Annotated in this window: 13 protein-coding genes; all 13 read right to left on the bottom strand. The window is 42.8% G+C overall.

Features of this window, described 5'->3' with window-relative positions:
• Positions 1 to 19 precede the first annotated feature (19 nt).
• The 13 genes from ACUXV2_RS08605 to ACUXV2_RS08545 all read right to left on the bottom strand — a co-directional run bounded on the left by ACUXV2_RS08605 (position 20) and on the right by ACUXV2_RS08545 (position 14,852).
• Complete coding sequence (locus ACUXV2_RS08605) at positions 20 to 1,966, bottom strand: TOMM precursor leader peptide-binding protein (RefSeq protein ID WP_446246596.1); 1,947 nt, start codon at positions 1,964 to 1,966, stop codon at positions 20 to 22.
• Positions 1,963 to 3,873, bottom strand: a complete 1,911-nt coding sequence (locus ACUXV2_RS08600; RefSeq protein WP_446246595.1) for a putative thiazole-containing bacteriocin maturation protein — start codon at positions 3,871 to 3,873, stop codon at positions 1,963 to 1,965. The genes ACUXV2_RS08605 and ACUXV2_RS08600 overlap by 4 nt, the downstream gene beginning before the upstream one ends.
• A 148-nt stretch (positions 3,874 to 4,021) precedes the next feature.
• Positions 4,022 to 4,285: a heterocycloanthracin/sonorensin family bacteriocin gene (locus tag ACUXV2_RS08595; RefSeq protein WP_446246594.1), complete on the bottom strand. Its 264-nt coding sequence runs from the start codon at positions 4,283 to 4,285 to the stop codon at positions 4,022 to 4,024.
• A 658-nt stretch (positions 4,286 to 4,943) separates the two neighbouring features.
• Positions 4,944 to 6,134 (bottom strand): cytochrome P450, encoded by a 1,191-nt coding sequence (locus ACUXV2_RS08590; RefSeq protein ID WP_446246593.1) that lies wholly within the window; start codon positions 6,132 to 6,134, stop codon positions 4,944 to 4,946.
• A gap of 112 nt (positions 6,135 to 6,246) precedes the next feature.
• Complete coding sequence (gene bioF / locus ACUXV2_RS08585) at positions 6,247 to 7,416, bottom strand: 8-amino-7-oxononanoate synthase (protein WP_446247028.1); 1,170 nt, start codon at positions 7,414 to 7,416, stop codon at positions 6,247 to 6,249.
• Positions 7,406 to 7,534 (bottom strand): hypothetical protein, encoded by a 129-nt coding sequence (locus ACUXV2_RS08580; RefSeq protein WP_446246592.1) that lies wholly within the window; start codon positions 7,532 to 7,534, stop codon positions 7,406 to 7,408. Before ACUXV2_RS08580 ends, bioF begins: the two co-directional genes overlap by 11 nt.
• Complete coding sequence (bioW, locus tag ACUXV2_RS08575) at positions 7,521 to 8,297, bottom strand: 6-carboxyhexanoate--CoA ligase (protein ID WP_446246591.1); 777 nt, start codon at positions 8,295 to 8,297, stop codon at positions 7,521 to 7,523. The genes ACUXV2_RS08580 and bioW overlap by 14 nt, the downstream gene beginning before the upstream one ends.
• Positions 8,298 to 8,812: 515 nt before the next feature.
• Positions 8,813 to 10,708, bottom strand: a complete 1,896-nt coding sequence (locus ACUXV2_RS08570) for a S9 family peptidase (RefSeq protein ID WP_446246590.1) — start codon at positions 10,706 to 10,708, stop codon at positions 8,813 to 8,815.
• Positions 10,709 to 10,719: 11 nt separating this feature from the next.
• Entirely contained in the window at positions 10,720 to 11,049 is a 330-nt protein-coding gene (locus tag ACUXV2_RS08565; protein ID WP_446246589.1) for a MazG nucleotide pyrophosphohydrolase domain-containing protein, read from the bottom strand.
• Between the two features lie 68 nt (positions 11,050 to 11,117).
• A complete protein-coding gene (locus ACUXV2_RS08560) occupies positions 11,118 to 11,630 on the bottom strand; it encodes a nucleoside deaminase (protein ID WP_446246588.1) in 513 nt (170 codons plus the stop codon).
• Between the two features lie 4 nt (positions 11,631 to 11,634).
• Positions 11,635 to 12,072, bottom strand: coding sequence for an NUDIX hydrolase (locus tag ACUXV2_RS08555; RefSeq protein WP_446246587.1), 438 nt, complete (start codon positions 12,070 to 12,072; stop codon positions 11,635 to 11,637).
• A 422-nt stretch (positions 12,073 to 12,494) separates the two neighbouring features.
• The gene (locus tag ACUXV2_RS08550; protein ID WP_446246586.1) at positions 12,495 to 13,016 is read right to left on the bottom strand and encodes an MgtC/SapB family protein; all 522 of its coding nucleotides are present in this window, start codon (positions 13,014 to 13,016) and stop codon (positions 12,495 to 12,497) included.
• A gap of 564 nt (positions 13,017 to 13,580) precedes the next feature.
• Complete coding sequence (locus ACUXV2_RS08545; protein WP_446246585.1) at positions 13,581 to 14,852, bottom strand: PucR family transcriptional regulator; 1,272 nt, start codon at positions 14,850 to 14,852, stop codon at positions 13,581 to 13,583.
• Positions 14,853 to 14,929: the final 77 nt, after the last annotated feature.

Raw genomic sequence — 14,929 nt, 5'->3', positions numbered from 1 at the left:
TCCTCACCTCCTGAGTACCCTAAGGAAACGGATGCGGTTTTTGATTGAGCTGCTCAAATGTCAATGGCAGGTCGGCATATCCCAGTTCCGCCGGGACGTTAAGGACCCGTTCAAGTCCTGTCAGACGGGTAAGATGATGCCCGAATGTCATAGGCAGCATGCCGGGAATCAAGACTTTTACGCAGTGCAGCCCGTTCTTTGCAAGTTCCGGCGCGGTCTGGTCAACGACAATGACATCAAGGTCCCGGCTTCGGAGTGCTGCGAGGATATCCTTCAGGTCATCCGTTAGATCGGTGTGATTGGACGTCCATTTGAATTCTTCCCGGAAGCTTCGCAACGGCCGGTTGTCATTCAGTAAAAACCCTAATCGTTCTTCAGCCTGCGGCAATCCATACAGCATGCCATGATCATCCATCTGCCTCACCAGCGAGTCATCGTACAGCATTTTTTCAAATTTCGCCTTGTTCTTCTCCAGTTTCTCATCAAGATTCAGCATCATCCCAGCGAGCTCCTGGATCGCGCTTTTTGCCGCTCTTACAGGATCCAGATGGGCACCTGCCGCGAGGATCAGATTCAAGCCTGAATCCTTCCTGTTCTTTGCCATCGCAAATACGCTTGGGATCCCGTGCTCCATGGTGGCGTTATACAAATAGAGATCATACCCTGCGACTGCCCGCACCCGGTCAATCATTAATTCCAGCTCCTCGTCCCCTGCTGTAAGGGGATCAAGGCGCGGCAGGTTGAGCTCTGCATACCAGGTCAACAGGAACGAATCCCGTTCGACGACCTCCATAATCCCGTAAAAAATCGCTTCCTCCCTGCTTCCTCCAAGTGCACAGCCATTGGACGTTTCATAGACAAAACCGGCTGAGCCGCAGCCCAGACTGTAATAGCTAAGGAGCTCAGGGACAAGAATCGGCCGTTCTTCGATGAGGGAATACCCCCACACCCAGTCAATCGCCCTGTCCCCATCAAATTTACCAAAAGGGAAACCCGGCATGCTGTACTGTTCGTCGGTGTGTACGCCGACCTTCAGAGGATCCAGTGCCTGTTCCTTTACATTCCGGTAGCTGTCATGGACGACTGTCCGTTTCCCGCGCGGCTGCAGACCGCAGTGACGCTCCAATCCTTCAAGAATGGCGGTCAGCTCGCTGTCCGAGTAGGCTTGTGTACGGCCGGCCGTTCCTTCATCCCCGGAGAACATTGGCATATTGACACTCGCATCCGCGAACGGCGTCACCAGGTCATACATCTTCGAGTTAAAAAGTCCGGTCCGATTATCCAGATAGTCTTTTACAAGAACGTTTTTCAATTCATTCAGGGGCGTACACCGGAAACTGCCTCTGCTAATTTTCGGGCTCGGCTGAAGGGAAACACTGGCCAATTCCGGCGAGTCCTCCGGAATCCGGCTGCAGACCCCGCATAAAGAGTCGGGAACGAAAGAGTGCCAGGAACTATTCAATGTTTTCAATTCGGTTAAACATACCCTTCCTTCCGAATGAGGCTTTTCACCCTCGAGGAACCTGCGAGATTCTGCGGCGATGATGTGAGCCATGTGCATCAAACCTGTATTCGAAGCCCACGGGTCCCTCGTCATTCCACCGACTTCAGCAAGCTTCCCCTGTACCTCCCGCATCTCATGGCGTTCCTTTCCTCCAAGAAGACGGCGCAGATCGGCACATTGCGAGCATCCCGGGGTGCCGGGACGGACGAGCGGCCCGATGACTCCCTCGCCGAACGAAACGAAGCCTCTCAGCCATGGAATCTGTGCCCCCCTCTTCACTTCTTCTGCCTCCTGATGAACGGCCGGGTCCCACGCATCCTGAAGCGACAGCACCAAATCCGTACGTGCTGGGAATCTTTTTTCAAAGCTGCTCTGCCTGAACACGGGATACCGGGCCGAAATTTGCGCACATACGAGGTCCGCAAGCTTCCCATCCCCTACAATCACCACGAAAGAACTCAATGCTTTTCCTCCTCTCGCAGCAGCACAGCAAACACGCCTTCGAGCTCCTGTTTAAATACGGGTTCCATCACCAGTTCATACACCGTTACTTGCTTTTGATTCCTCTTCAAGGTATCGATTGCTTCTTTCAGGCTTTCAGGGTGGATACTGTCTTCATCGGCTGAAATGGCTATTCTCTCCGCACTTCCTTCCTCTAACACAGCGGCAACAGGATTTGCGTCAAAAGCATCCGTATCGTTCTGAGCATAAAAAAGTGCGTGCTGCAAAGAGTTTCGCAGCGCCATGGTGAGGGTTAAACCGGTATTTCCATACCAGTCATTACCACCACGGACATAGACGACAGGGAATCCGGCCACATCCTCACCCATCCCGATATCAGGCTCACCTTTCATCGTGGTAAGCGCCTTTATATAGAACCGGCATTTTTCATCCTCAACCTCATCTAATGTAATATGGGAGATCGTACTCTGTTGAACACATTCTCTTTTTCTCAGCTCATCAGTCAAACACGTTAGAAGACCACGTCCAACACATTCCGCAAACGTCGCTCCCGTCCCTATGGCCATACATTCACCTGTCCCATAAGGAACGATCGAACGGCCCAATCTTGAAGCATATACCTCTATTCCGTGAAGTCCCGCTTCCCGTCGTGCCTCTTCGTGGGTCAAGCCGCTGCAGATCATCTCCTTCAGCAGTTCTGCCGGACCTTCAGACAATACATCGACTGGCTGAACACGACATTGAGCGAGTGGGAGCTGCTTCGTATCACCTTCCTCCCATACATGAAAAACCCCGGTCTCTTTTGACGTCAGCAGACTGAAGAAATACAGCATTTTTTCCCTATCCATTCTTTCTGAACCTTGATCCAGCCTCGCTTCCAGACTTTGAACAGCTTCAGCTGCTGCATTTCCTGTCTCCAGCGGATGCGGTAAAAAGGAATGCCAGCTCCCTTCAAGCGTTTCTGTATCCAGCAGAAAGATTCTATTTCTCTGATTTGGTTTGTTCACCCCTGTCATTTCTTTAAATGCTTCAAAAACGATCATGTTCGCAAGCATCGCTGCCGGGATCGCAGATTGTACAGGGAACTGCTTTTCTTTTCTTAACGCTGCGGTGTGTATCCGTCTCCATGCGGATTCCCAGCCAGCCTCGGAATCGGGATGGATAATTGGTCCGGCAATTCCTTTTCGCTTGTGACAAATCGCCGGAACAAACAGCTTTTTATCCTTCCTGCAAACGGTTTGAAGGAATTCCAATTCCTCAAGGTCCCCTCGTTGAGTTACATATAAAATCGAATCGAAGGGCTTCACGGTATCCCGCCATCCGTCTCCACTGAATCCGACTTCCTGAAGCTCAACTTCCGGATCTGTTTTGCAGGCTTGGTCGACAAGCTCCAGCAGCCTTCCTCTATTTGTAGGCACCTCATCGGTGATAAGCACCTGCAGCTTTTTCAGTCCGGATTCAATCAGCGATGAAACGAGTGAAGTCAGAAAAGGACCAGACCCCACTGCCAGGACATTTGAGTGGCGGTAAGCTTCAAACCTTGATGCCCCCGAATCTGCCAAACTATCAACAAACTCGATTTGGGAAGCAAATTTTTTCAATGTATGTTGGGGCAGCTGATGCGGCAGGTCCCTGCTTACGTCTCGCACGAATCCATTTGCGTGCAGCACCTCTGCAATTTCCATGACCCTGTTTTTATAAGGGGCAGGCAGTCCGTTCGTCAAGTACTCAAGCGAGTACTCCCCATTGAACATTGGCAGAAGCTTCTCAACCCACTGATCAATCCCGCTTCCTTCCATCCGAAAAGAGCATTGGTTATTCCTAAAATATACACCGCTATTTGGTTCAGGGAGGTAAAACGTATCCCTCTTTAGTTTCAAGCGCATAGAAGGCTCAAACTTTTCCATATCGCTCCTCCTTCCCCCCGCTACTATCAAATTGGTTGTTGACCGTCATTATCATCGTATGAATGTCAATTTGTCCCTTATGTATAAATTAAGACCCCTGTACAGACTCATACAGGGGGCCTTTTTAAAACGATATTCTAAAAGCAGATTAACGCCCGCAGCGGCCGCATCTTCCGCAGCCTCCGCATCTGCCACATCCGCCACAACGACCACATCCGCCGCAGCCTCCGCATCGGAAGCATCCACCGCAGCCAAAACAACTAAAGAAACATGCGAATCCAAATCCAAAACAGCCTCCGAAGAAAATCCGTTCGTCATTTGGATCATACATTTGTTGATCCCAGGAAACAGGCTGTGTTGCCTGGAAATCACCAATATTCAGACTTTGAAGCTCATGGTGAAAATTATTCATCTTCTACATTACCTCCCAAATAAATTACCCAATGGCAGTCATCTAAGGAACAACTCAAAAAAATCCCTGTAATAGGTTCAATCACAATAATGTAAACACTCCCAAACAACTTATGTCATTTTATTGGGTATTGTTACTGATGCAAAAGCCTATTTTACAGGGGGTGTGTTATCTCCGGACGGTTATTCATCTACTTTTCAGTTTATAAATAATATTTTCTGAAAAAGAAAAAAGCAGGATGGAAATAGTCACACACAGCTTTATGGAAGCTAGGGGACGGTTCACATGCTTCCTTTTAATTGGGAAGAAGCAGCAGAACCGTTCCCGCGCTTCCTTACGATGAACCCCGAGTACCTGGCCCACTCAATTCTGTTTCGAAGATTTTTCGACAAGTTGGTTGATAAAATGAAAAAGTGGTATGTATTTTTAAAATGTTGCACGTAAATGTGGAAAATGGATCGTATTTTTCAAAAGTGGAACGTAAATGCGGAAAGTGGATCGTATTTTTCCAAAGTGGAATGTATTTTTAATAGTGGGGGAATTGGGTTAACCGTAAACAGTCCTTTCTCTACTTTTCACGGGTAACCCAGCCGTCCAGTGAAGTTTTTTGGTGATCTGGTTCATTTTTTGTAAAAAAAGAGAGGGCACCGTCCCCACTCTACTTAAGATGCACGTGCATTTCCTTCATAGCTCTAAACCCAACGAGTTCTCTCCATTCGACCTCTTCAGTTTCCAGATGGATATTCCCTTCGTATTGTAAAATCGTCTTTATCGCAATTTGAGCTTCCACCCTCGCTAAAGCAGAACCTAAACAGAAATGAATACCTGACCCAAATGCAAGGTGAGGGTTTGGATTTCTTGTAATATCAAAGACATCCGCGTTTGAGAATTGTTTAGAATCTCGATTAGCTCCTCCGATAAGGACGTACACATGATCACCTTTTCTAATCTGAACGTCGTTAAGTTCAACATCTTCTGATGCGATCCTGGCCACCATTTGAGTAGGGCTTTCATATCGTAAGCATTCTTCTATTGCCAATTCAATAAGAGAAGGATTTTCAATCAACTTATGGTATTCTTTTGGTTTTTTTAATAAACAATAGAGTGAATTACTGATTAAATTGACGGTTGTTTCATGTCCAGCAATCACTAGTAACACAGAAGTTGCTAAAAGTTCTTCTTCCGTTAGTTTCCTATCTTTTCCTTGGTGCAATAAATCGCTGATTAGATCATCCTGAGGAGATTCCCTCCTTTTTTCAATCAGATCTTTAAAAAATGACAGCATCTCCAATGTTGTATGGTTTCCTTCAACAATGGATCGTCTTGAACGTGTAAAGTCGATTGATTGAATCAAATTCAATGCCCATTTACGAAACATATGTTTATCTTCATCTGGTATCCCTATTATTTTTGCAATCACAAGACTGGCAAAAGAAAATGCAAAATCGGAAACCACATCTATTTTCTTCTTATCCTTTAGGGTATTCCATAAATCCTTTGCTATTTTTTCTATAAACGGATGACACTTTTCAATTCTGGCAGGAGTAAATTGATGACTGACAAGCTTACGTAATCTTCCATGATCAGGTGGATTTTTAAAAAGCATCATTTGGCTTTGAATATGTTTTATGGCTTCATATTTTTTCGTTGTCTCGGGTAGTGGAATACGAGTTTGAAAGCGGTTATCTTTAAGGATGGTTGATGCTTCTTGATATCCCGTTACGTACCATCCAGGATATTTTAAAAAACTCCCTTTATACACCGGATGAATGGAACGAATTTCCTCATAAAAAGAATACGGGTTTTTTGTTATTTTATATGTAAATCGATCCTTACTTTGATTGATCATGTTCTGCCTCCTAAACTGTTAAAAGGTTAAAAACAGATGCGCTTTTCCGCATCTGTCATTTTCCTGCACCTAGATTCTGATTTCATTTCTTCAACACGATTAACCTCAACCCTTAAATAATCTTCAACTCTCTACCAATCTCTTTAAATGATGTAAGCAAATCCTCAATTTGTGAATCATTATGAACCGCAGTAACCGTTAGTCGGATACGGCTTTCTCCTTCAGGAACCGTTGGAGGGCGAATCGCAGGGGCATAGATCCCATAATCCTGGAGCCTTTTTGAAAATCGAACCGACTTTGCTGCGTCACCAATGATCACAGGGATGATAGGTGTATCCTGTCCATATACGGTGAACCCCATTGCTTCCAGTGAGCTTTTTATTAATTTTATCTGTCTATGTAATCGTTCCCTTAATTCCTGGCCATTCTCGACGATATCCAATGCGACATAGGCTGCAGCACAACTTACCGGAGGGAGAGAAGTTTGAAAAATAAACGTTCTACTATGATTAATCAAGAAATCAATCAAAATTCTAGACCCCGTTACAAAACCTCCTTCAACTCCTACTGCTTTACTTAACGTTCCAATGACTACGTCTGGAGAAACTCCGAAACGATCACTTGTTCCTCTTCCGCCTTCTCCTAAAACACCTGTAGCATGTGCATCATCTACAATGACATACGCATCATATCGTTTAGATAGTTTCATTATTTCATCTAATGGAGCAATCGTTCCGTCCATACTAAAAACACCATCTGTGACAATAAATCTACGAGTATATGATTGTGTTTCATTTAATTTTTCCTCTAGATTACTCATGTCCGAATGCTTGTAAATGACAGTTTCAGCTTTTGAAAGCCGGCAGCCATCGATGATACTTGCATGATTAAGCTGGTCGCTTAACAACACATCCCCTCTTTCCGGCAAGGATGAAAGAACACCAACGTTGGCTAAATACCCGCTTGAGAATAAAAGGGCAGCCTCCATCCCTTTAAAACGGGCAAGCCTTTGCTCCAGCTTTTCATGCCATTCCGTATTTCCAGTGGTTAACCTGGACCCGCTGCTTCCGATTCCAAATTCCTTTAATGTGTTTAATGCCTTTTCAATCAGCATTGGATCATTCGCTAAGCCTAAATAATTATTTGATGAAAAAACAATCTGTTGTGTACCATTCACTATCATGTTTGGCTGGGGTGCCGTGCTCATTGTCCGTAATTCTCGATATAAGCCAGCCTGTTTGGTCTTTTCGATCCTTTGGCTTAACCATTCATCAATGCTCATTGCCATTCATGTCCTTCACGTTTATTCCTTCACTACTTTCAAGGATGATAGGATTTTCATCATCATCCTTCATTCGCGTAAAGGGTAACCATACATATTTTTTGCTATCTTCCGTCATGATCTTCCTCCCATTGAACCATGATTGGCTGCTCTTCTAAATAAGTTATATTTGTATCGATAGTAGATAGCGCATCAACAAAAAAGATACGGCATCCCCTCTCGTCACCATAGTGTTTAAGCTGCGTTATCCGTTGATAACCTATGTGTTTACCAGCGACATATCCTGTAATGTATTCAGGGTCATCTGACCAGCATAATTCTGCAATGGTTGATTCGTGATGACACACTTTCGTAGCAAGCGCCAGCGCTTCCTTTAACCTCGGATTAGCCGGAACTGTTTTTGATTCAGCCCACTTTTCAAAGTTTTCCGTCTGCCAATCCATTCTAGAGACACGAACACCTTTATCTGATCGACCATCTATCCGCTCCCCCGTGTGAATATCAATGATGATCGCTCCTCTAACTGCATATTCAGGGATTTGCTTATAGGCTTTTTCGATAATGTCTTCAGAAACACCCGTTTTCTTAAGAAGAGTTCTCGCCAGCTCCTGTCCTTCTTTCACTGTCGTTACTTCATTTGTTTGGACTGTCAAAGGATTCACGCGTTTAATAGGTTGATTGACAATTTCACATTGAATTTGAAAAAAATCCGGTTTTCCTCTTGAGTGATTTAGGGCTTTTTCCAGTAATGTATTCACTGACATTGGTAAATCATTATAGGAAGAGAGTAGTTCACCACCAGAAATATGCTTCCCTCCATTTTCATGTGATTCCTTTTCCGAAGCCCGCATCCTTACACTATATATTTTACTCTGATCCATACATCTCTCCCCTAAACTTCGTTATAACTGGTGCATTCATAAAGTGAGTCTGGTTGATTAATTGTTAACTAGATACAATTATTAGTTTACAATGGATCAGTAAAATTGTTAACCTAAATTTTAGATTAGTTAACAAAAGGTTAGAATGTAGGGGTAGATTTATTTTATAGAGCTGGATAATTAAAAAAGGAAGATGATTGCTTTTAAAAGAGAAAGTAGAGTGGGGACTGGTCTCAACGATAATGATTCGAAGATTTTTCGACAAGTTGGTTGATAAACGGAAAAAGTGGAATGTATTTTTGAACTGTTGCACGTAAATGAGGAAAATGAATCGTATTTTTCAAAAGTGGAACGTAAATGTGAAAAGTGGATCGTATTTTTAATTGTGGGGGAATTGGGTTAACAGCGGACAGTCCTTTCTCTACTTTTCTCGGGTAAAATGAAGTTTTTTGATGATCTGGTACATTTTTTTATAAAAAAAGAGCGGGAATCACCATCCCCACTCTACTTCTCAATCACAAATCCCTGAAACCCTCCATACTCTCATCAAGAACGTAATGCGAAAACCACATCAAATTCTGCTTCATAACAGCCACATTCATTCCTGGCTGGTCAGAACTATAGGCCATGCCTTTAAATACGATTAATTCCGTCTCCACTCCCATATCCCTTAATCCCTGATACAGCTCATATGCATTTGAAATCGGAACCCTTGCATCCTCTTGGCCATGCTGGATTAAAGTGGGCGTACATGCTGATTTGATATAGGTCATCGGTGAAGTTTTACTGTAGATCTCCCCATCATTCCATGGATCATTTCCTAGATGCATCCTAATAAACCAAGGGATATCAGTATTAACATAATGGTGACGCCAATACGTGATTGCGCCGCCGACTGAAGCAGCTTTGAACCGATCACTATAGGTAGAACAGAAGGCTGAGATAAATCCCCCTTGGCTCCATCCCATGACCCCTACCCGGTCCTTATCTGCAACCCCCTTGTCAACGAGTGCATCCACCCCGGATATCACATCCTGGTAATCACCGATTCCCATGTTTCGATAGTTCGATTTTAAAAATTCATTGCCGTAACCGGAGCTGCCCCTGTAGTTTGGTTCTAACACGATAAATCCTTTTTCAATGAACGGTTCAATCGGATATTTATCATTGAAACAGCCTGAATGGATAGGGAAAGACGCCCAAGCCGGACCTCCATGGATTATCACCAATAAGGGATATGTTTTATTCTCCTCAAAATCTGCCGGGGTTGATAAAACTCCTTCTATTTCTAGCCCATCATGACTTTGCCATGAGATGATTTCCCTGTTACTTTTAAGCTTGTATTTGAAAAAACTATTTTCATTCGTTATCTTTTTATCGTCCAAATAAACTTCAAAAGTTTCATTCCTTTTGGCCTTGGTATAGGTTAGATGGCTTCCATCCCCTGTTATGGATGATTCCAGTATAAAGCCATCTTTGCTGACCATTTCCACCGTGCCATCCTCGGATAACATCCCAATACGATAATTCGTTCTATCCTGCCATTTTATTAATATCCCTTGTGCTGTCCAACGCAATGGAACAACCGTACTATCAACATCCGTCAGAGGCTGAGTTTTCTCTCCAGTATGAAGATCGACTATCTCCAGTGTATTGTCCTGTATTTGTGTTTGATAGTACTCCTTCTCCCTTATGCTTGCTGAGTAACATAGTTTGCTGCCGTCGGGGGAAAAGCACACGCTTCCTCCCAGCAGCTTATCGATATTCAGCTTTTGCAGATCGCCGGATTCCAGTATGTATAGATCCCGATTAAAAAAATCTCCCATATCAGGGTTCGGTGCAACGATCAGGACAACCTTTTTCCCGTCCATTGAAATATCAAATTCAAGAATATGAATTTCCTTGCCGGCAGTCAGTGGATGCGCCACGCTATTTTTACTAAAATCAATGTAATATAAACAATGATTCCGATATTCCTTGCCGACATGATGGAAATCACCATAGATCTCCCTGCGTTTCCTGATCTCCTCGGATTCTTTTGACGGCGCAATATAATAAAAACCCTTGCCGGCAGGATCCCATTTGAAACTACTTACTCCTTCTTTCTCATCCGTGATTTGAACCCTGCCATCACCATCCAATGACTCAACAAAAATTTGATTTCCTCCAAGGTATGCAAGATTCCTAGAATCCGGAGACCATAATGGGGACGTCCCCTCAATTAATGGGTAACCTATCTCCTTATCTTTTTCATAGATCCATATGTGATCCTTGTATGTATTGTCATTCCAGTCGGCTTTATGTTTGACGAAGGCTGTGTTTTTGCCGTCGTCACTTATGTGGAGGCTTGATATGGTTGGTAGTGAGATGAGATCTTTTATAGTTGGATATGTTTTATCGAATCTATTCATTCATGAAACCCCTAGTCTTTATTTTGCACTACTAAAAATTCTTCTAAATTTGGAGATTGTTTATATTTTATTGCAGCCAGTTTATCCTTTTCAATAATGGCCCTTGATAAATCAATATCATTAATGCTCGCAATGGCCACTGCGTAGTGTATAACATCCACTAGCTCTTTTTCCAAAGAAGGATGTCCTGAATTTGTTTTTCGGCCTTCTAACTGGTTTAGTACCTCTGCCACCTCGCCAATTTCTTCTACTAGTTTCATAAACAAAGCAGATGAAGTGCGTCCTTCTTTATATTTTAGTTGTAAGTAGCTCTGTAACTCATGGAATGTTAATTGCTTCATAAGAATCCTCACTTTTACTATTTTCTTTAACTATCCTGCAAAAAGGAGCCACATTAAATGATCGCGCCCTATTTTGGAATAACAGCTTTTCTTAAGTTAATAACATGATTAGGATTTGTTGACCATTTACTCATTAGCTCCATTTGTTTCTGTTTCAAGTCTTCATAAGGTTCTTCAATTAATTCAATTTCATTGAATTTCTTATCAAATATTCTTGTATCTTCGATTTTTTTATAACCGCCAAAACCTAAGTCGTCATTTAGTACCCAGACTACTTTTTTAATATTGGCAAAAAGGATTCCACCTGTGCACATAGGACAAGGTTCCAATGACGTGTATATGGTAAACTTTTCACGATTAATTTTAGCTTTAAATATTGCTTCTCCAGCATTTCGGATAGCGTCAATTTCAGCGTGAGCAGTCGCATCTTGTTGGGGGTGTACTCTATTCCTCCCTTTTGCAATGATGGTATGATTCTCATCCACAATGACAGCCCCGACCGGATATGTATTCTCATTCAATGCTTTTTCTGCTTCTTCCAGAGCCAACTCTAAAAAATATCTATCTTTATTAATAGTCATAGTGTTAATCCTTTTCACTTCTTTTTCTAAGTAAATACGGCGCAGACTCGTTACGCTTGATCAATCCTTTTGTATCACCTGTTATATGAATATAGTCTTCCGCATCTTCAACATTCATCCAAGTAACCTCTTCTATTTCTTCAGGCATAGATATAGTCATCTCTCCACCGGTTATCTTCCCTCTAAACGTAAAGAAAACGGCGTGGTGGCCTCTATCCTCAAAGAAAGCCTCACTTACAGAAATGATATCACTGATTTCAACATCAAAACCCGTCTCTTCCTTTGCTTCTCTGATAGCAGCTTCTTCAAGCGTTTCTCCAGGCTCCACTGCACCTCCGGGAAGTGTATAATATGAACCGTTTTTTCCCGTATTTTTTACCATCAATACATTCTCGCCCGGTTCATCAAACAGCAGCACATATGTGACATCTACTCGCTTCATAAATTCATTCACATCCATTTTTTAAATTTCTTCTTCAACTATCATAATACCAATTATTTCAAATATTTTGATTCTGAGCAATCCTCTTATTCTATTAAATAGCCTTTCATGAAGAAAGACGCTTTCCTTATTTCAGAAAAGCGCCTTTTAGCCCAACGACTTCTTAACTTAAAAATCACCTTTGTATATATAACACCCTAACAAGTATATGATGCCTCATCAAATTCATTAGCAACTAACTTTACGAAGAGAGCCTTTTTAAAAAGAAAAGTAGAGTGGGAACACACCCCACTCTACTTTGTTCATTAGTTGGTACAAGTCCCGAGATGATTTACGTTATAACCGCTCGCAGCACTTTTATTTAAATAGGGGTCAAGTCCCCGCGGGGATACATTTCACCCACCAGGATTTGACCCCATCATTCATTTTCTGGTATCTTCTTCATCTCTCTTTTTCCGAACCCTCGGCAGACGCACAGCTTTGATTTCCCGTTCTTCAAAGATGTTCCCGATCTTCGTCATGATGGATGTCACCAATGTCGCGAAGATGACGATGGAATAAAAACCTGCCCCAATTCCAATTCCGATGCCACCCACATAGAAAATCATCGCTGCGGAAGTGAGGCCTTTCACCCGCAGTCCATCTTTCAGAATCACACCCGCACCTAAGAATCCGAGCCCTGAAACAATCTGGGCAGCAAGACGAAATGGATCCATCATCTTTCCACTATCCGGCTGACTGAGCATCTCGGCACCTTCAATCGATACGATCGTGATCAAGGTACATGCCACCGACACGTAAGTATATGTTTTCAAACCGGCTGGCTTATTCTTTGATGAACGGTCCCATCCGATGATAAAGCCTAATACCGCGCTCACCACAATCCGGAAATAAATATCATGCTGCCAGAAAAAATCCACTATTCCATTCATGTAATGTGACATGTCTCCAACCTCCTTAAACGAAAAAGAGATCTCACCACGAAACGAATCTCTGATTTCTCCACTTATGGTGAAAAAAACATACCGCTCGCTTCATAGGTGGATCTCTTCTACTCTATTTACTAAGTTTCGTACTTTAGTATATTCCTGTTATTTTACATGAATGTTTTCTTTTGAGCAATGATAGGTTTGGCGGTTTTGCACCTGGTTTGTCGGGTGTAGGCTCTCACTCGTTAAAGCGTCACCGTAATGAGGGGCGGTCCCCAAAATTTGAACGATACACTGTTAGGTATTCTAAGGCTGAAATTATTGGTTTTGATAATATATTTCTATTATTGATAATAAAAGCTGGATTTTGATAATATATCCTGATTTTTGATAATAAGTTGGCGCTTTTTGATAATATAATTTTTAAAAAGTCAAAAATACCCCTTTAATCGTTAGCCTACATTAGATTCACCAGTCTTTTACTCACATTTAACAAAAAGATTAAGAAAAAAGGTGAGTATTTATCCATGAAGAAACGGTTATTGAGGGAGAATCCCCCTCGAAACCTCTTTTTAGTCCCTACAGACCTTTCAATGCATCCTTATACCGATGATAATATGCTTCAACATTATTCAACAACAGTAATTCAGTATACAAGTACACCTTCATATTGAAGTCATTGAAATCAATGGTCGTCAGTTCCTGTATCTTTTTGATTCGATAATTCAAGGTGTTCGGGTGGATGAACAGTTCATTGGCGGTCTGTTTCCCCTTCCCGTCATTCGCCAGGTACACCTCAAGTGTCCTTAGCAAATCCGTCTGTTTCTTCACATCATTCTTGATCAGTATCAACAGATCATCACTGTAATAATCCTTTGAAGTGTTTTTCTCATATAAGGTCGGCAAGTACCGGTAAATGCCTAATTGAGCAAATTCCCGCGGCATCGATTCAGGGCGAGGACCGATGAAGTTAGCCGTTTCAATGACCTCTGATGCTTCCAAGAAGCTCTTTCTCGCTTGATATAACGTCGTGTATTCTTTCCCGATCCCGATCAGGAAGTGATAAAAATCATCCTCACCTGTTTGCTCTTTCACCTTTTCGACGAGATTTCTGGCTAATTCCAGCGAAGAACCCGGTGCGTCTCCTTTTCCGTAGAGAACGAGGATCACTTGGTATTCCGTTCGTAGTGTGTAAATGTTTGTGTGGAAGCTGGATTTCTGGACCAGCCGCTCAAGTTGGTCAAGCATGGACTTATACTCCGATGATGAAATCGAAAATACCGCTACCGTGAACCGTTCCGGCAGGGTCAGCTTCACTAGTGATGCATCATGACGGAGCTGGCTTTCACTTCCGTACTCGTGCTGCAGAAGATGCCACAAAACTTCTTCTTTTCTATTCTTTTTGATATTGACCTTTGCGTATAGATCATTGATCAGGTTTCCAAGATGAGGGGAGATTTCTTCAAGGAACGAGAGCTCTTCATTTTCAAGGAGACGGCTGGATTCCTGAACCCAGATGTATCCCATCGTGTTTCCCAGGTACTTTGCGGCGATGACGACACGCTGGTGGAATCCCAACTCTTCCATCGCTTGTACCCGGATTGGGTCAGCATGATTTTCGAGCTGATGGACAATCCCCTCTTTTTTCAGTCGATCGATGATGAAGACCGGACACTTTTTTGTGAGGATCGTCTTTTGCTGTGTTTGGTCGAATTTATTTGAAGAGGAACTGTATGAAATCAGTTCAAAATTTTTATTTTCTATGATGACGGGGTTGCCTAATTTTGCGCTGATCAATTCCGTTGCTTTATGTATGTCTTCTGTTTGGAGGATGACATCTATTGCTTCCATACGAATCTTACCTTTCCACGAATGAGTATGATTCCTATTATAGCGTGAAATCCCCCAATAAAAAATGAAAAGCTCCC

This window comes from Rossellomorea sp. NS-SX7 (genome assembly GCF_052828565.1).
Note: the sequence above shows the minus strand (reverse complement) of the source record. Positions and strands in the feature narration are given on the sequence as shown.